This window comes from Pseudoalteromonas byunsanensis (genome assembly GCF_001854475.1).
In the GTDB taxonomy this organism is placed as follows: domain Bacteria; phylum Pseudomonadota; class Gammaproteobacteria; order Enterobacterales; family Alteromonadaceae; genus Pseudoalteromonas; species Pseudoalteromonas byunsanensis.
The window spans coordinates 13,019-30,395 of record NZ_MNAN01000035.1 but is presented as its reverse complement, the minus strand read 5'-3'; the positions used below and the strand labels follow the sequence as shown (position 1 = coordinate 30,395).

The 17,377-nt window shown below is 44.0% G+C and carries 15 protein-coding genes; all 15 read left to right on the top strand.

Going from position 1 to position 17,377, the window contains the following annotated elements:
- Positions 1-64: 64 nt before the first annotated feature.
- The 15 genes from pyrH (at position 65) to accA (ending at position 17,308) form a co-directional block, all read left to right on the top strand.
- A complete protein-coding gene (gene pyrH, locus BIW53_RS16305) occupies positions 65-802 on the top strand; it encodes a UMP kinase (protein WP_070993497.1) in 738 nt (245 codons plus the stop codon).
- 23 nt (positions 803-825) lie between these two features.
- Positions 826-1,383, top strand: coding sequence for a ribosome recycling factor (gene frr, locus BIW53_RS16300; RefSeq protein WP_070993109.1), 558 nt, complete (start codon positions 826-828; stop codon positions 1,381-1,383).
- Between the two features lie 76 nt (positions 1,384-1,459).
- Positions 1,460-2,233 carry an undecaprenyl pyrophosphate synthase gene (locus BIW53_RS16295; RefSeq protein WP_070993108.1) on the top strand — a complete coding sequence of 258 codons (774 nt, stop codon included), beginning with the start codon at positions 1,460-1,462 and terminating at the stop codon, positions 2,231-2,233.
- 12 nt (positions 2,234-2,245) lie between these two features.
- A complete protein-coding gene (locus BIW53_RS16290; protein ID WP_070993107.1) occupies positions 2,246-3,112 on the top strand; it encodes a phosphatidate cytidylyltransferase in 867 nt (288 codons plus the stop codon).
- Positions 3,109-4,302: a 1-deoxy-D-xylulose-5-phosphate reductoisomerase gene (gene ispC, locus BIW53_RS16285; protein WP_070993106.1), complete on the top strand. Its 1,194-nt coding sequence runs from the start codon at positions 3,109-3,111 to the stop codon at positions 4,300-4,302. Before BIW53_RS16290 ends, ispC begins: the two co-directional genes overlap by 4 nt.
- A gap of 3 nt (positions 4,303-4,305) precedes the next feature.
- Complete coding sequence (rseP, locus tag BIW53_RS16280) at positions 4,306-5,658, top strand: sigma E protease regulator RseP (RefSeq protein WP_070993105.1); 1,353 nt, start codon at positions 4,306-4,308, stop codon at positions 5,656-5,658.
- 71 nt (positions 5,659-5,729) lie between these two features.
- The gene (gene bamA, locus BIW53_RS16275) at positions 5,730-8,201 is read left to right on the top strand and encodes an outer membrane protein assembly factor BamA (RefSeq protein ID WP_070993104.1); all 2,472 of its coding nucleotides are present in this window, start codon (positions 5,730-5,732) and stop codon (positions 8,199-8,201) included.
- Positions 8,202-8,211: 10 nt separating this feature from the next.
- Positions 8,212-8,730, top strand: a complete 519-nt coding sequence (locus BIW53_RS16270; RefSeq protein WP_070993103.1) for an OmpH/Skp family outer membrane protein — start codon at positions 8,212-8,214, stop codon at positions 8,728-8,730.
- Positions 8,730-9,770 carry a UDP-3-O-(3-hydroxymyristoyl)glucosamine N-acyltransferase gene (lpxD, locus tag BIW53_RS16265; RefSeq protein ID WP_070993102.1) on the top strand — a complete coding sequence of 347 codons (1,041 nt, stop codon included), beginning with the start codon at positions 8,730-8,732 and terminating at the stop codon, positions 9,768-9,770. Before BIW53_RS16270 ends, lpxD begins: the two co-directional genes overlap by 1 nt.
- Before the next feature lie 15 nt (positions 9,771-9,785).
- Complete coding sequence (fabZ, locus tag BIW53_RS16260; RefSeq protein ID WP_070993101.1) at positions 9,786-10,238, top strand: 3-hydroxyacyl-ACP dehydratase FabZ; 453 nt, start codon at positions 9,786-9,788, stop codon at positions 10,236-10,238.
- Positions 10,239-10,240: 2 nt separating this feature from the next.
- On the top strand, positions 10,241-11,011 hold the full coding sequence (lpxA, locus tag BIW53_RS16255; RefSeq protein ID WP_070993100.1) for an acyl-ACP--UDP-N-acetylglucosamine O-acyltransferase: 771 nt from the start codon (positions 10,241-10,243) through the stop codon (positions 11,009-11,011).
- Between the two features lie 89 nt (positions 11,012-11,100).
- Entirely contained in the window at positions 11,101-12,255 is a 1,155-nt protein-coding gene (lpxB, locus tag BIW53_RS16250; protein ID WP_070993099.1) for a lipid-A-disaccharide synthase, read from the top strand.
- A complete protein-coding gene (gene rnhB / locus BIW53_RS16245) occupies positions 12,245-12,841 on the top strand; it encodes a ribonuclease HII (protein ID WP_070993098.1) in 597 nt (198 codons plus the stop codon). The genes lpxB and rnhB overlap by 11 nt, the downstream gene beginning before the upstream one ends.
- A gap of 2 nt (positions 12,842-12,843) precedes the next feature.
- Complete coding sequence (gene dnaE / locus BIW53_RS16240; RefSeq protein ID WP_070993097.1) at positions 12,844-16,335, top strand: DNA polymerase III subunit alpha; 3,492 nt, start codon at positions 12,844-12,846, stop codon at positions 16,333-16,335.
- 16 nt (positions 16,336-16,351) lie between these two features.
- Positions 16,352-17,308: an acetyl-CoA carboxylase carboxyl transferase subunit alpha gene (accA, locus tag BIW53_RS16235; protein WP_070993096.1), complete on the top strand. Its 957-nt coding sequence runs from the start codon at positions 16,352-16,354 to the stop codon at positions 17,306-17,308.
- Positions 17,309-17,377 lie beyond the last annotated feature (69 nt).

Here is a 17,377-nt window from a genome sequence, read left to right as displayed (position 1 = left end):
CGCATTTATGAATATCATAAGCGCGGTTATTTTTTATCTCACTTTCACAAATGGCCCGGAAAATATGACTATCAATCGAAAACCTGTTTTTAGACGCGTTCTTCTTAAATTAAGCGGTGAAGCTTTAATGGGAGATGAAGGCTTTGGTATCGATCCAAAAGTGTTGGATCGCATGGCACAAGAAATCAAAGAACTTGTAGAGCTCGACGTAGAAGTGGGTTTAGTTATCGGTGGTGGTAACTTCTTACGCGGTGGCTCATTGGCAGAAGCAGGTATGAACCGAGTTGTGGGTGACCACATGGGAATGCTTGCCACTGTGATGAATGGCTTAGCAATGCGTGATGCATTGCACCGTGCGTTTGTAAATGCGCGCTTGATGTCCGCTATCCCTCTAAATGGGGTATGTGATGCTTACAACTGGGCAGAAGCGATCAGCTTACTAAAGTCTGGCCGAGTGGTAATTTTCTCTGCAGGTACTGGTAATCCATTCTTTACTACTGACTCAGCTGCGTGTTTACGTGGTATCGAAATTGAAGCCGATACAGTTATCAAAGCAACAAAAGTAGACGGTGTGTTCAGTGATGATCCGGTGAAAAACCCAGACGCCACACTTTATCGCCATTTGACGTATAATGAAGTGATAGAACAAGAATTAAAGGTGATGGACCTAGCCGCATTTACGCTAGCCCGTGACCATGATATGCCTTTGAGCGTATTTAACATGAATAAACCAGGCGCTTTAAAACGCGTTATCATGGGCGAAGAAGAGGGCACATTGATCTCTTCTGCAGCCTCGGAATAATCAGTTAAGACTAGGATTGAATTGTGATTAACGATATTAAAAAAGATGCGCAGGAGCGCATGCAAAAAAGCGTAGCAGCACTTGCTAGCCAATTATCTAAAATCCGTACTGGCCGTGCTCACCCAGCTCTTTTAGACGGTATTACCGTTTCTTATTATGGCGCAGATACACCACTTAATCAGGTAGCGAATGTATCTACAGAAGACGCACGTACACTAACAATCAGTGTATTTGACAAGTCTTTGGCGCAGGCAGTTGAAAAGGCAATTATGTCATCGGATTTAGGCTTAAATCCAATGTCAGCGGGTACTATTATTCGCGTTCCACTTCCTCCGCTAACGGAAGAACGTCGTAAAGATTTAATCAAGGTCGTGCGTGGCGAAGTTGAAGGTGGCCGTGTTGCTGTTCGTAACATTCGACGTGATGCAAACGGTGACATTAAAGCACTTTTGAAAGACAAAGAAATCTCTGAGGACGAAGCACGTCAAGCAGAGGATGAAATTCAAAAGCTAACAGATAAGTTTGTTAAAGAAATGGATACACAATTGAGCGCAAAAGAAGCTGAGTTGATGGAAATCTAAGCAATTCAAAACTATTAGTTTTGCAACGCCGTCTGGGGTATACTAGGCGGCGTTTTTTTTTATCTAAATCGGGATTATGGTTTTAAACGCTGAAACAATTTCACAGCAATCTTTGCCAAAACATGTTGCCATCATTATGGATGGGAATGGTCGCTGGGCGCAGTCTCGAAATCGACCACGTACATATGGGCATAAGAAGGGCGTCGACTCCGTTCGCAACGCTGTGCAATTTTGCACAAAGTTGGGCATTGAATCTTTGACGCTATTTGCATTTAGCAGCGAGAACTGGCGTCGTCCAGAAGACGAAGTGAGCACACTGATGGAGCTGTTTTTATTAGTCCTGACAAAAGAAGTTAAGAAACTACATAAAAACAACGTTAAATTAACTGTTATTGGAGATTTAGCTCGTTTTCCCTCATCTTTGCAGGAGCGAATTAATACCGCTCATCAGTTGACGAGTGAAAATACTGGACTACAACTTAATGTTGCTGCTAATTATGGTGGCCGCTGGGACATTACTCAGGCAGCGCAAAAGTTAGCGACACAGGTGGCTGAAGGAAGCTTTACACCTGAACAGATCACGGAAGATGAAATTTCAAAACATCTTACAATGGCAAACCAAAGCGAACTTGATTTACTGATACGAACTGGCGGTGATTACCGCATTAGTAACTTTTTGCTTTGGCAGGCAGCTTACGCTGAGCTCTATTTTACAGATACTTTATGGCCTGATTTTAATGATGAGGCGTTTTCAGAGGCAATTGCCTGCTATGTATCTCGAGAAAGGCGCTTTGGCTGCACCGGCGATCAAATAAAACAACTACTCGCTGCGTCCAAAACAACAAGTTAAAGGTAAATTAGTTTGCTAAAACAACGAATTTTAACCTCAGTGGTGCTTGCGCCATTGGCGATGCTTTTGGTGTTCTATACACCTTTAGCGTTATTTAGTTTTATTGCTGGTGCAATTGTATTGCTCGGCGCATGGGAATGGTCTGCGTTTATTGGTTTGTCGTCAGTAAAGCAGCGCAGTAGCTTTGTTATCTTAATGTCTGGTGTTTTACTATTGCTGCATTTGCACTGGCCTATCACCACTTTGTGGCAGGAGGGGCGTTTACTGGCTGATGCAAACTATGTCTTTACTTTGGCCTTTGCGTGGTGGTTGGTTGCTACCTTTTTGATTGTTAAATACCCTCGAATGGCAAAAGCATGGAATGAAGGGATTGTAATGCGCGCAGTGGCGGGGTTACTGACTTTAGTACCTTTGTGGTTAGCACTAAACGTTTTACGCAGTGCAGAGTATCAACAAGCCCACCAATACGGTTCAACACTTATTATGGTGGTATTGGGGATTGTTTGGAGCGCAGATATTGGCGCTTATTTTGCGGGTAAAAACTTTGGCAAACATAAGTTAATGCCTAACGTGAGTCCAAACAAAACAATTGAAGGTTTAATCGGTGGCGCTATCACAGCAGTGATATTCGTGGTGCTATTTTGTTACTTTGCCCAAGTTGAACAAAGGCTATGGCCAATATACGCGGTAATGACGCTGTTTATCGCTTTGTTTTCTGCGGTTGGTGATTTACTGGAAAGTATGTTTAAGCGTGAAGTAGGCTTAAAAGATTCAGGTTCTTGCTTACCGGGACACGGTGGTATTTTGGATAGAATTGACAGCCTCACAGCGGCTGCGCCGATATTTGCACTGTTTTACGCATGGACGGTAACGCTATGAGGCAAGTAGAACAAGTTGTTATCTTAGGGGCAACGGGTTCTATCGGTCTGTCTACCATAGACGTGATTGCGCGCAACAGTGAGCGTTATAAGATTTATGCTTTGGCTGCGGGTCGTAATGTTGAGTTAATGACGCAGTTATGTGTTACTCATCAGCCGAAGTTTGCGATTATGGATTGTGAGCAAGCGGCGAAATCATTACGCGAAAACCTAGCACATACAAAAACAGAGGTCCTACAAGGTTGTGAGCAGATGGCGCAGGTAGCCGCTCATAGTGATGTGGATACAGTGATGTCAGCTATCGTTGGCGCAGCAGGTCTTATGCCTACGTTGGCGGCTGTTGAAGCGGGCAAAAAGATTTTACTAGCCAATAAAGAATCACTGGTGATGTCAGGCCAACTGTTTATGGACAAAGTAGCCCAACACGGCGCGACTTTGCTACCGATTGACAGCGAACATAATGCAATTTACCAATGTTTGCCACACGCCTTGCAACAAGACGCAAAGCAGGGGCTAAGTCAGTTTGGCGTTAGCAAAATTCTGTTAACGGGGTCTGGCGGTCCTTTTTTAACGCGTGATTTATCGAGCCTAAAAGACGTGACAGTTGAGCAAGCGGTGGCCCATCCAAACTGGTCCATGGGGCAAAAAATATCGGTAGACTCTGCAACTATGATGAACAAAGGCTTAGAGTTTATTGAAGCCAAGTGGTTGTTTGCTTGTCAGGCTGAAGATATAGAAGTGGTGATCCACCCGCAAAGTATGATCCACTCCATGGTCCAATATACTGATGGTTCTATTATCGCACAAATGGGTCAGCCCGATATGCGCACACCCATAGCATATGGCTTGGCCTATCCAGAGCGAATTGATGCGGGCGTTAAACCTTTAGATTTTGCTGCGCTCAGCGACTTTACCTTTACCAAACCAGACTTTACTCGTTATCCCAATTTGGCTCTTGCTATTGATGCTTGTCGCTCAGGACAAGCTGCCACAACGGTTGTAAACGCGGCAAATGAGATTGCAGTTGAGGCATTTTTGCGCCGACAGATCGGTTTTTGTGATATTTACCGTGTTAACGCTGAGGTGCTTGAAAAGTCCACGTTACATTCTTTAAACTCGGTACACGAAATTATGGCGCAAGATGCGCAAGCCAGAGCATTGGCACATGAATGTGTAAGTCGGATAAGGTAAGTTATGTTTGATTTTCTGTGGAACCTGACGTCGTTTATTGTTGCTTTAGGTATCCTTGTTACAGTACATGAATATGGTCATTTTTGGGTAGCAAGGCGCGCTGGTGTAGAGGTTCAAAGATTTTCCATCGGTTTTGGTAAGCCACTTTGTCGTTGGTACGATAAACAGGGGACTGAGTACGTGATTGCTATGATCCCCTTGGGTGGTTACGTGAAAATGTTGGACGAACGAGTCGATGAAGTGCCCGCAGAAAAACGCCACCTCGCATTTAATAATAAGCCAGTACTGTCTCGTATAGCGGTCGTTGCAGCAGGCCCGATTGCTAACTTCTTATTCGCTATTATTGTGCTCGCAGCAATGTATATGATTGGCGTACAAAATGCCAAACCAATCGTTGGTGAGGTTCAGCTCAACTCAAGAGCCGCACAGTCCAATATTCAAAGCGGTGATCATATTCTTACCATGGCAGGTAAAGAAGTCAGTTCTTGGCAGGATGTGACCTTTGGTTTAATGCGCCACCTTGGCGAAGAGCGCATAGAGATTAAAGTGCAGGATGCGCATCAGCAAATTGCTATCAGAACGCTAGATATTAAGGGCTGGAAACTGGATAAACAGGATGAAGCTCCACTGAATGCTGTTGGTATTGTTCCCTTTAGACCCGCACTAACTCTAACTCTTGGACACATCGCTGATGATTCTGCTGCGCAACAAGCAGGATTACAAGTCAACGATACCTTAATCGCACTAGATGGTGAACCAATTGAGAGTTGGCAGGCGTTTGTACAGAGTATCCAGTCCTCAGCGAATACTCCGCTGATGCTCAGTGTGTCTAGGGGGGGTAAGATTGTTGAATTGCCCGTAACTCCACAAGAGCGAGTTGGGCCAAATGGTGTATCACAGGGCTTTTTGGGTGTTGTGCCATTGTTTGAAAAATGGCCAGATGGATATGTGGAAACTAGACATTATGGTCCATGGGATAGTATGGTGCTTGGCGCTGAGAAAACTTTCGAGTTGATCCGCCTGAGTTTTGATATGATAGGTAATCTCATTACAGGGCAAGTGTCGGTCAAAAACTTAAGTGGCCCTGTTGGCATTGCCGTTGGTGCAGGTAACAGTGTTAGCTATGGAATTGTTGCGTTTTTAAGCTTCTTAGCACTAATTAGTGTAAACCTTGGTGTTTTTAACTTATTGCCCCTACCTGTCTTGGACGGTGGGCATTTAATGTATTACATAATTGAACTAATTCGCAAAAAACCAGTCTCTGAAAAGACACAAGAGTTAGGGTTTAAGGTCGGTGCATTAGTACTGATAGCTTTAACTTGTTTTGCATTACTTAACGATGTCTCGAGGCTGTAGCTCGAATGGCGTGAGTGACGTCCATCAAAGCGCTTAGGGCGCTAACTGTTGTAAAGGATAAAGATAATAAAATGCCTATAAAAAAACATCTTGCAGTAACGAGTTTACTTGGCGCTAGTTTTGCCGCTTTAGGGCAAAACTCCTTTATCGTTGAAGATTTGAAAGTGGAAGGTTTGCAGCGTGTTGCACTAGGTGCGGCATTAACGCATATTCCGATTAACGTTGGTGATACTGTCGATCAGTACACGATTTCTCAGACTATTAAGGCGTTATATAAGTCTGGTCACTTTGACGATATCGTAGCGTATCGTGACGGTGAGCAAATCATTTTCAAGGTTCAAGAGCGTCCAACTATTGCGGGAATTGACTTTGATGGCAACAAAGACATCAAAGATGAGCAGCTTAATGAAAGCCTTGAGCAGCAGAATATTCGAGTCGGTGAGCCGTTAGATAAAACGGTCATTGATAATATCGAAAAAGGGTTGATCGAGTTTTTCCACAGTATTGGTAAATATAATGCCAAGATTGAGATGAGCATTGTTGATTTACCACGTAACCGTGTGCGATTAAAACTAGAGTTTAACGAAGGTGATGCAGCATCAATTCGTCAAATTAACCTTGTGGGTAACGAGTTATTCTCTGACGAGGAATTACTTTCTTTAGTTGAATCACAACAAGATTTGCCTTGGTGGAAGTTTATGTCAAACGACCGCTATCAAAAGCAAACCATTGAAGGTGATTTAGAGAAAATCCGTAGTTTTTATCTAGACAGAGGTTATCTGCGTTTCAATATTGACTCTACACAGGTGTCTGTTAGCCCTGAAAGAGAGTCAGTCTATGTAACGGCAAATATCTCCGAAGGGGATACATACACCGTTAAGGGCTATGACTTCATCGGTGATCTATTGGGCCGTGAAGAGCTGATCAAGAGTATTATTCCACTTAAAGCGGGTGAGCTATATAACGGTTCAATCGTGACCTCATCTGAGGAATTCATCAAAGGTTATTTAGCGCGTTTTGGTTATGCCAACGCCGAAGTTCGTACCATTCCTGAAATCGATGACGAAACAAAAGAAGTGCAGCTCACCTTATCGGTAAACCCGGGTAAGCGCGTGTATGTCCGTCGTATTCTTGTTAACGGTAACCAAGTGACCGCTGACGAAGTGGTACGTCGAGAAATGACGCAGCTTGAAGGCGCGTGGTTGTCTAACCAGAATCTAGAGCGTTCTAAGCTTCAGATCCAACGTTTACCTTATATGGAAAAGGTTGATTTTGAAGTGAAGCCTCTACCGGGCGTTGACGATATGGTTGATGTTGATTTTACTGTTAAAGAACAACCAGCAGGTAGTTTCCAAGCCGGTGTCGCGTATGGTTCATACGGCGGTATGCAGTTCAACGTAGGGGTGAGCGAGTCTAACTTCCTAGGTACGGGTAATCAGCTTGCATTTAACATCAATACCTCAAAAAGTCAGAATAACTACAGCATCTCTTACACAGACCCATACTTCACGCCAGATGGTGTGTCTCAAGGTAGCAGTATTTATTATAGTAGCTTTGATGGCAGTAAATTAGGCCTGATAGGTTACGACTCTCGTCAGTATGGTATTGGAACTAACTTCGGTTTCCCAATCAACGCGATTAACAGAATCAACTTTGGTATACGTTGGATTGACGAAAAGCTTGATTACATCGCAGACTACGAGCAAACACGTATTTTGCGTCTAGCATTTCTAAACCCAGAAGACCCAGATGGCGCGTATAACTTTACTAAATACGAGCTGAGTGCGGGCTGGTCTCGTATGACCGTAAACCGAGGCATGTTCCCAACAGCGGGTTCTCGCCAGAGCTTAACGTTTAGAGCTACGTCGCCAAATTCAGACCTTAACTACTTTAAAGTAGATTATGATTCACGTTTTTACTGGCCTATCAGTAATGACCATCGCTGGGTATTCTCAACTCGTGCGGGACTTGCATACGGTAACGGATATGGTGAGACAAATGGTTATGAGCAGACCTTACCATTCCAAGAGTTCTTTAGGATATCTGAAAATGAGTTACGTGGTTTTGAGCGCAACACCATACTACCGCGTGCAATTCAGCGCAGAATGACCGAGATCCCTGGCTCAACGTTACCAGATGGCACGACCACCTCGAATATCGGTGGCAGCAGCGAATTCGATTCGCTTGTGCCAGGTGGTCGTATCGGTGGTAACGCAAAAGCGACACTAGGTGCTGAATTAATCGTACCAACGCCATTTTTAGACGAAGACAACACCAGCTCTGTACGTACCAGCTTCTTTGTTGATGCTGCCAACGTATGGGATACTGAGTTTGATGTGGACCGTTATTCAAACTTACATGAAGATCAATATAAGAAGCTTTCGGATTACTCGGATCCAACCCGTTTTAGGGTCTCTACCGGTTTATCGGTTCAGTGGATCTCGCCGATGGGCCCCATGCTGATCAGTTTCGCTTATCCATTGAAAAAAGAAGATGATGACGAAACCAAGACGATCAGTTTTAATATCAGTAATACATTCTAAGGAGTTAATTGTGAAAACACTTATAAAAACAACTGCAATGGGTTTAATGGCAGCATTAATGATGGGGACATCTGCAAGTGCATTGGCGCATAAAGTAGGTATTGTAGACATGCAGCAGATCTACAAAAATATTCCTCAAGTAGCTAAAATCGAACAGCAGCTACAAGGAGAATTCGCTGAGCGTCGTCAGGCATTAGAGAAGTTACAAGGCGACATTCGCTTTGAAATGGAAAAGTTCCAGCGTGAAGGCGCGACTATGAGCGATGAGCAAAAAGCGACTTTGCGTGACAAAATTCAGGGGATGCAAAAAGAGCTGACAGAAAAAGGTCGTCCTCTTGAGCAAGAAATCAAACAGCGTCAAAATGAAGAACTTGCAAAAGTTCAAAAGTTAATCATTGATGTAATTGAAGATGTCGCTAAAAGCGGTAAGTTCGATGAAGTTAAAGTAAAAGATACGACAATTTACTTCAACCCTGATAAAGTAGCGGACCTTTCTGACAAAGTTGTTGAAGCGGTAAGCAAAAAGTAATGACCAAACATTATAGTTTAGCTCAACTGGCGGCATCGATTGATGCTGTGCTGGTTGGCAACGGCGAGTGTCAAATCGATAAGATTGCGACACTCGCGCAGGCAACAGATAAAGATATTAGCTTTTTAGCGAACAGTAAGTATCGTGCTCAACTGGCAACCACTCATGCCGGTGCCGTGATATTATCTGAGTCTGATGCCGAACATTTCAAAGGCAATAAATTAATCGTAAAAAATCCATATATTGCCTATGCCAAATTAGCTCAACTTATGGATACGACACCTCGCAGTGCTGAAGGTGTGCACCCAAGTGCGGTGGTCCATGAGTCGGCAAAGCTTGGAAAAAATGTTTCAATCGCTGCTAATGCAGTTATTGAAGCAAATGCACAGCTCGGTGACAATGTACAAATTGGCGCTGGATGTTTTGTAGGTAACAGCGCAAAAATCGGTGATAACACTAAACTGTGGGCGAATGTCAGCGTGTACCACGAGGTAGAAATAGGCAAAGATTGTTTATTTCAGTCGGGAGCAGTCATTGGCAGTGATGGTTTCGGTTATGCGAACCATCAGGGAACGTGGGTAAAAATCCCTCAAGTTGGACGCGTTATTATTGGCGACAGTGTTGAAGTGGGTGCCAACACCGTGATTGACCGCGGGGCATTAGATGACACGGTTATTCATAATAATGTAATTTTAGATAATCTTATTCAAATAGCGCATAACGTAGAAATTGGTGAAGGCACAGCGATAGCTGGTGCATCGGTGGTTGCTGGTAGCACTAAAATTGGCAAGCATTGCCAAATTGCTGGGTTAGTAGGTATCAATGGTCATATGGAAATTTGCGATGGTGTTGTGATCACCGGTATGACAATGATCACCAAATCGATTACTACGGCGGGTGTTTACTCCTCAGGTGTACCTCACAGTACCAACAAAGAGTGGCGACGCAATATGGCTCATTTACGCAATCTGACAGATTTTAAGCAGCGTTTGAAGGCGCTTGAATCTTTAACAGAGCAGCTAAAAAAGATAGATGAATAATAAAAGGATGCTATTTTGGCAAACGAACTGAACGGTTTTGATATCCAAGAAATCTTAAAGTTATTACCACACCGCTACCCAATGTTGTTGGTTGATAAAGTTATTGATTACAAAGTAGGTGAGTATTTACACGCGGTTAAGAATGTGACGGTAAACGAGCCACTTTTCACAGGCCACTTCCCAGACCAGCCTATTTTCCCGGGGGTAATGATCCTCGAAGCTATGGCACAGGCTACTGGACTACTGGGTTTTAAAACGGTAGAGAATCGCAGCGAGAACGAGCTATACTTGTTTGCAGCAATTGATAATGCGCGCTTTAAGCAGCCTGTTCTTCCAGGTGATGTGATGAATTTGCATATTGAATTTGTCAAAGAGCGTCGTAATATCTGGAAGTTTTACGGTGAAGCAAAGGTTGATGGTAAAGTCGTTTGTTGCGCTGACCTTATGTGTGCAAGAAGAGAGTTGTAATAGTGATCCATCCTACTGCGATTATTGAACCAGGCGCACAGCTAGGCGATAACGTCTCTGTGGGTCCTTATAGCTATATCGGGAATGATGTAGTGATTGGTGATAACTGTATCATCGAATCTCACGTGGTGATCAAAGGACCATCAACCATTGGCTCTGGTAATCATATTTATCAGTTCGCGTCAGTGGGGGAAGCTTGCCAAGATAAGAAGTACAAGGATGAACCAACACAATTAATTATGGGTGATAACAATATCATCCGTGAATGTGCCACAATCCACCGTGGTACAATTCAAGATCAGGGCGTCACAAAAATAGGCAGCAATAACTTATTTATGGCCTACACCCATGTAGCTCACGATGCAGTGATTGGCAGCAATGTTATTTTCTCTAATGGTGCCAGTGTTGCAGGTCATGTACATGTGGGTGATTGGGCTATCTTGGCGGGTAATACAGGGGTTCACCAGTTTTGTAAGATTGGTGCTCATGCCTTTATCGGTATGTACTCTGGGGTTAGCAAAGATGTGCCGCCGTTCGTAACAACGACGGGAACCCCAGCAAAACCAGCAGCAATAAATACTGAAGGTATGAAACGCCGAGGCTTTAGCAGTGAAGAAATCATGGCTGTACGTCGAGCTTATAAAGCTCTGTATCGCAAAGGTTTAAGTTTGGATGAAGCGGTTGCAGCGATGCAGCAAGAAGCATCTGAATTTGCCGCTGTGCAGCAAATGATAGATTTCTTAGATACGTCGGATCGCGGTATTATTCGGTAACGAAAAACTGTGATAGCAAGGCCTATATGCTGATGAACGCCATACAAAGCTTATGTATGGCGTTTTTATTTATAAAATAGATTAATGTGATGATAAATAACAAAAAATTAACTATTGGCCTGGTGGCGGGTGAATTATCGGGTGATATTTTAGGCGCAGGACTCATTAACGCACTAAAAAAGAAATATCCAGATGCTGAGTTTGTAGGTATCGCAGGTCCAAAAATGCAGGCCGCTGGGTGTCGTACCTTGTTCGACATGGAAGAATTAGCTGTAATGGGGCTTGTAGAAGTGTTAGGCCGATTGCCTAGATTACTTAAGATCCGTAAACAACTCGTGCAATACTTTATTGATAATCCACCAGATATTTATGTTGGCATAGATGCTCCTGACTTTAATCTACGAGTTGAAAAACCACTCAAAAAGGCGGGTATTAAGACCGTTCAATATGTGAGCCCCTCAGTTTGGGCATGGCGTCAAAAGCGCATTTATACCATTGCAGAGGCAACTAATTTAGTTCTGTCTTTACTGCCGTTTGAGAAATCATTTTATGACAAACATGGTGTACCTTGTAGATTCGTCGGTCATACGCTTGCTGATGAAATTGAACTGGACCACGATAGCAGTGCTGCGCGTGCGGAGCTGGGTTTAAGTGAAGACGATTTAGTACTTGCCTTATTACCGGGAAGCAGAGGCTCAGAAGTAGGGCTGTTAAGTGAAACATACTTACATGCTGCGCAAAAACTTAAGTTGCGCTTACCATCATTAAAAATCATTGTTCCGTTGGTGAATGCTAAGCGCCGCGCACAGTTTGAAGCAGTTCTAAAGCAAACCGCACCAGACCTTAGCGTTATGATGCTTGATGGTCAATCTAGTACAGCGATGTCTGCTGCTAATGCTGTGTTACTGGCATCAGGAACGGCGACATTAGAAGCTATGTTGTACAAAAAGCCAATGGTGGTTGGATATAAGTTTAAACCGCTAAGTTATTGGATTTTTAAGAATTTTTTCACCTTCAATATCAAATATTTCTCTTTGCCAAATTTATTGGCCGACGAGCGTTTAGTACCAGAATTTTTGCAGCAAGAGTGTAACTCTGATGCACTTGTTGACGCTTTGTATCCCATGCTCAAAGGGGATAATGACGCGTTAATCAGTAAGTTTTATGAAATTCACAACAACATTCGTCTTGATGCCAGCAAACAAGCGGCAAATGCAGTTGAGGAGTTAATTAATGCAGATTGAACGCCCTGACGTACAGTATATCGCCGGCGTAGATGAAGTTGGTCGTGGGCCCCTGGTAGGTGATGTGGTGACCGCTGCGGTCATCCTAGACCCTCACAATCCAATTGAAGGATTGAATGATTCAAAAAAGCTGACTGAAAAAAAACGCACACTCCTGGCGCAAGAAATAAAAGAAAAAGCGCTGAGCTTTAGCATCGGCAGAGCGTCGGTAGAAGAAATTGACGAACTGAATATATTACACGCCACTATGCTTGCGATGAGCAGAGCGGTGGAGGGGCTGAGTATTCAGCCTGATTTTGTATTTGTAGACGGCAATCGTTTACCAAAGCTGTTAATGCCAGCCCAAAGTGTTGTCAAAGGTGACAGCCTTGTCGCTGAGATCAGTGCCGCTTCAATCATAGCTAAAGTTGCGCGTGATCATCAAATGATGGAGCTAGATGCTAAATATCCAGAATTTGGTTTTGCGGGGCACAAAGGTTACCCTACTAAAGCACACTTTGCTGCGTTAGAAGCGCATGGTATTACACCGCACCATCGGAAAAGCTTTAAACCGGTGCAGCGTATATTGGCTATGAAGGAGCTATAGGTATGGCTGCCCCAGAGTTTGTTCATTTACGCGTTCACAGTGATTTTTCCATGGTGGATGGACTCGCCAAAACCAAACCCATTGTCGCCAGAGCACAGGAACTCGGGCTCCCCGCGTTTGCTATTACCGATCAAATGAATTTATGTGGTCTGGTGCGTTTTTATGATGCGGCTCACGGGGCGGGAATTAAGCCGATTGTGGGCGCGGACATATGGCTAAAAAGCGATGAGTTTCCTGATGAACCTAGTCGTTTGGTAGTATTGGCCAAAGACAACGAAGGCTATAAAAATCTCACTTTACTTATTTCTCGAGCATATCAACGGGGGCATGTTTTTCATCGCCCTGTGGTTGATAAGCAATGGCTGGCAGAACATAAATCAGGACTTATTCTTCTGTCCGGTGCCAAAGATGGCGATGTAGGTAAGGCACTACTCAAAGGTAATCAACAATTAGCGCTGAATGTGTTGGCGTTTTACGAGCAACACTTTAAAGACCATTTTTTCCTAGAACTCACACGTACAGGTCGAGCACAAGAAGAAGAGTACTTACATGCGGCAGTCGCTTTGGCAAGCGAGCGAGACTTACCTGTTGTGGCCACCAATGAAGTGGTATTTTTGCATGAAGAAGACTTTGAAGCCCATGAGATCCGAGTTGCTATTCATGATGGCTACACGTTAGAAGATAAACGTCGTCCAAAGCGCTTCTCCAAAGAGCAGTATTTAAAAACACCTGAACAAATGCTGGAGTTATTTAGTGATATTCCAGAAGCGCTTGAGAACTCAGTAGAAATCGCCAAACGCTGTAACGTTACAGTGCAACTTGGTACCTACTTCTTACCCGATTACCCCACAGGTGATTTGAAAATTGAGGACTTCCTCGTTAAGGTCTCCAAAGATGGGTTGGAAGAGCGCTTACAGTTTCTATTCCCAGATGATCAGGAACGGGCCGAGAAACGTGGCGAATACGATGAGCGTTTGCAAATAGAGCTGGACGTTATCAACCAGATGGGATTCCCCGGCTACTTCTTGATAGTAATGGAGTTCATTCAGTGGAGTAAGGATAACAATATTCCAGTAGGCCCTGGACGGGGTTCAGGTGCAGGTTCATTGGTCGCTTATGCGTTAAAAATTACCGACCTTGATCCATTGGAGTTTGATTTACTTTTCGAACGATTCCTCAACCCTGAACGTGTTTCGATGCCTGACTTTGACGTTGACTTTTGTATGGACCGTCGAGATGAGGTAATTGACCATGTAGCCATGTTGTATGGCCGTGACGCCGTATCACAGATCATCACTTTTGGTACTATGGCAGCAAAAGCCGTTATCCGAGATGTTGGTCGTGTGCTTGGGCACCCTTATGGGTTTGTTGATCGTATTTCTAAGCTGGTGCCGGGCGACCCAGGTATGACGCTGGCAAAAGCTTTTGACGTCGAACCTAGGCTGCCAGAGGCATACGATGGCGATGAGGAAGTTAAAGATCTCATCGATATGTGTCGCATCTTGGAAGGGTGTACACGAAACGCCGGTAAGCACGCCGGTGGTGTTGTTATCTCGCCGACCACAATTACCGACTTTGCTGCTTTATATTGTGATGAAGAAGGTAAGTTTCCAGTTACCCAGTTCGATAAAAACGATGTTGAAACAGCAGGTTTGGTTAAATTCGACTTCTTGGGGTTAAGAACGCTCACTATCTTGCAATGGGCGCTGGATATGACCAACGAGCGTCTAGCTCGCGAAGGCAAAGAACCCGTTGATATTAACGCCATTCCACTAAATGACAAACCTAGTATTGAGCTGTTGTTACGAGCAGAGACCACGGCGGTATTCCAGCTAGAATCCCGTGGTATGAAGGATTTGATCCGTCGTCTAAAGCCTGACTGCTTTGAGGATATGATAGCCCTGGTTGCACTATTTAGACCGGGACCATTGCAATCGGGCATGGTAGATAACTTCATTGACCGTAAGCATGGACGTGAAGAACTTTCTTACCCAGATGTACAGTGGCAGCATGATAGCCTGATCCCAATTCTTGAGCCTACCTACGGTATTATCTTGTATCAGGAACAAGTAATGCAGATTGCTCAGGTTCTGGCGGGGTATACGCTGGGCGGAGCAGACATGCTGCGCCGAGCTATGGGTAAGAAAAAGCCTGAGGAGATGGCCAAGCAGCGTTCGACTTTTGAAGAGGGGGCGATTGCTAACGGCGTTGATGGCGAACTTGCGATGAAAATCTTCGATTTGGTGGAGAAATTCGCGGGATATGGCTTTAACAAGTCTCACTCGGCAGCCTACGCATTAGTGTCTTACCAAACACTTTGGATGAAAACCCATTATCCGGCTGAATTCATGGCTGCGGTAATGTCTGCCGATATGGATAACACCGACAAAATCGTCACATTGGTTGATGAGTGTGAGAACATGAAACTCACTTTATTGCCGCCAGATGTGAATGCAGGTGTATATAAATTTACCGTAAATCGTCAGGGCGAAATTGTTTACGGTATTGGCGCCATTAAAGGTGTTGGTGAGGGACCAGTCGAAGCAATTCTTGAAGCCAGAGAAAAAGGCGGTGAGTTTAAAGATCTCTTTGATTTTTGTGCGCGTGTTGATTTAAAACGGCTAAATAAAAGAGTCGTTGAAAAGCTCATTTATGCGGGCGCTTTAGACAAACTTGGGCCGGAGAAAAATCAGCCTGGAAGAGCTACATTGTTGGCTAGTCTGACAGGAGCAATGAAGTCTGCTGAACAACACCACAAGGCAGAGTCGCTTGGTCAATCAGACTTGTTTGGTCTGTTAGCGGTTGAGCCAGAGCAAGTAGAACAAGCCTTTACCAGTGCTTTACCACTTACTGACAACCAGTGGTTAGACGGTGAGAAAGAGACATTAGGCTTGTATTTAACCGGTCACCCGATCAATCAATACAGAAAAGAATTAAAGCACTACACTTCTGGCAGACTAGTTGACTTGCAGCCCACTAACCGCGACGTTCAGTCTACCGCTGCGGGTTTAGTGATCAATGCAAGAACCCTGATAAATAAGAAAGGGAATCGCTGGGGCTTGATAACTTTAGATGACAAGAGTGCCCGGATTGATGTACGCTTATTCCCTGAACAGTTTGAAATGTACCAAGAATTGCTGCAAATTAACCAAATCTTGGTAATAACCGGACAGGTCAGCTTTGATAACTTCTCTGGGGGCATTACAATGACCGCCAGAGACGTGTGTACTATAGCTCAGGCACGAGAAAAACGTATTCGTGCGATAAAAATGACGCTAAATATGGTGCAAATTGAAGCAAACTTCTTCGAAAATTTACGAAAAGTACTGGAACCTTACAAGTTTGGTACGTGTCCGATAAAGATAACGTACCAACGTCCAGATGCGTTAGCTGAGTTAACGCTGGGAACCCAATGGTGTGTGACGCCTACTGATGATCTATTGACTCGATTATCACAAATGGCGGCGCAAGAAATAGAACTAGAATTTAACTAATTAGGTAGTTTAGAGCATGAGCCTCAATTATCTTGATTTTGAACTTCCAATTGCAGAATTGGAAGTAAAAATAAAAGAGTTACAAAATGTTAGCCGTTCAGGCAGTTTAGATCTGAGCCTTGAAGAAGAAATTACGCGCTTGAAAGAGAAAAATGTTGAGTTAACCAAAAAAGTCTTTTCAGGCTTAGGTGCTTGGCAGGTTTCTCAGTTGGCTCGTCATCCGCTTCGTCCGTACACTCGCGATTATATCAACCGTATTTTCACGGAATTTGATGAGTTTGCAGGTGATCGTACTTTTGCCAATGATCCGGCTATTTTAGGTGGTGTTGCACGTCTTGACGGTAAGCCAGTTATGGTGATCGGTCAGCAAAAAGGGCGCGACACGGCTGAGAAAATTAAACGCAACTTCGGTATGCCAAAACCTGAAGGTTATCGCAAAGCATTACGCCTGATGGAAATGGCTGAGCGTTTTAAAATGCCTATTATGACCTTTATTGATACTCCGGGTGCTTATCCTGGTGTTGGTGCTGAAGAGCGTGGTCAAAGTGAAGCCATCGCCCGTAACTTAAAAGTTATGGCCGCATTAAAAGTGCCAACTATTTGTACTGTGATCGGTGAAGGTGGTTCGGGTGGTGCATTGGCAATTGGTGTGGGCGACCGCGTTAATATGTTGCAATACAGCACCTACTCGGTTATTTCACCTGAAGGTTGTGCGTCGATTCTTTGGAAGAGTGCAGAAAAGGCACCACTGGCTGCTGAGGCTATGGGTGTATCTGCGCAACGAGTAAAAGAGTTGGACTTAATCAACAACATCATTGAAGAACCGTTAGGTGGCGCACATCGCGATTATGATGCAATGGCTAAGAACCTAAAAGTGCAATTAAAGCGCGACTTGGCTGAGCTAGAAGAATTGGGTACTGATAAGATGCTAGAGCAGCGCTATCAGAGACTTATGTCTTTTGGTTATTGCTAAAAGTCTGCTGTATTTATGCACTGATCCAGTGATAAAATAAAAGAGCCGCTATGTGCGGCTTTTTTACGT

Coding starts and splice junctions, on each gene's coding strand:
- rnhB (WP_070993098.1), top strand. CDS start 12,245: ATGCAGATTGAACGCCCTGACGTACAGTATATCGCCGGCGTAGATGAA.
- bamA (WP_070993104.1), top strand. CDS start 5,730: ATGCCTATAAAAAAACATCTTGCAGTAACGAGTTTACTTGGCGCTAGT.
- accA (WP_070993096.1), top strand. CDS start 16,352: ATGAGCCTCAATTATCTTGATTTTGAACTTCCAATTGCAGAATTGGAA.
- pyrH (WP_070993497.1), top strand. CDS start 65: ATGACTATCAATCGAAAACCTGTTTTTAGACGCGTTCTTCTTAAATTA.
- rseP (WP_070993105.1), top strand. CDS start 4,306: ATGTTTGATTTTCTGTGGAACCTGACGTCGTTTATTGTTGCTTTAGGT.
- dnaE (WP_070993097.1), top strand. CDS start 12,844: ATGGCTGCCCCAGAGTTTGTTCATTTACGCGTTCACAGTGATTTTTCC.
- lpxB (WP_070993099.1), top strand. CDS start 11,101: ATGATAAATAACAAAAAATTAACTATTGGCCTGGTGGCGGGTGAATTA.
- ispC (WP_070993106.1), top strand. CDS start 3,109: ATGAGGCAAGTAGAACAAGTTGTTATCTTAGGGGCAACGGGTTCTATC.
- BIW53_RS16295 (WP_070993108.1), top strand. CDS start 1,460: ATGGTTTTAAACGCTGAAACAATTTCACAGCAATCTTTGCCAAAACAT.
- lpxD (WP_070993102.1), top strand. CDS start 8,730: ATGACCAAACATTATAGTTTAGCTCAACTGGCGGCATCGATTGATGCT.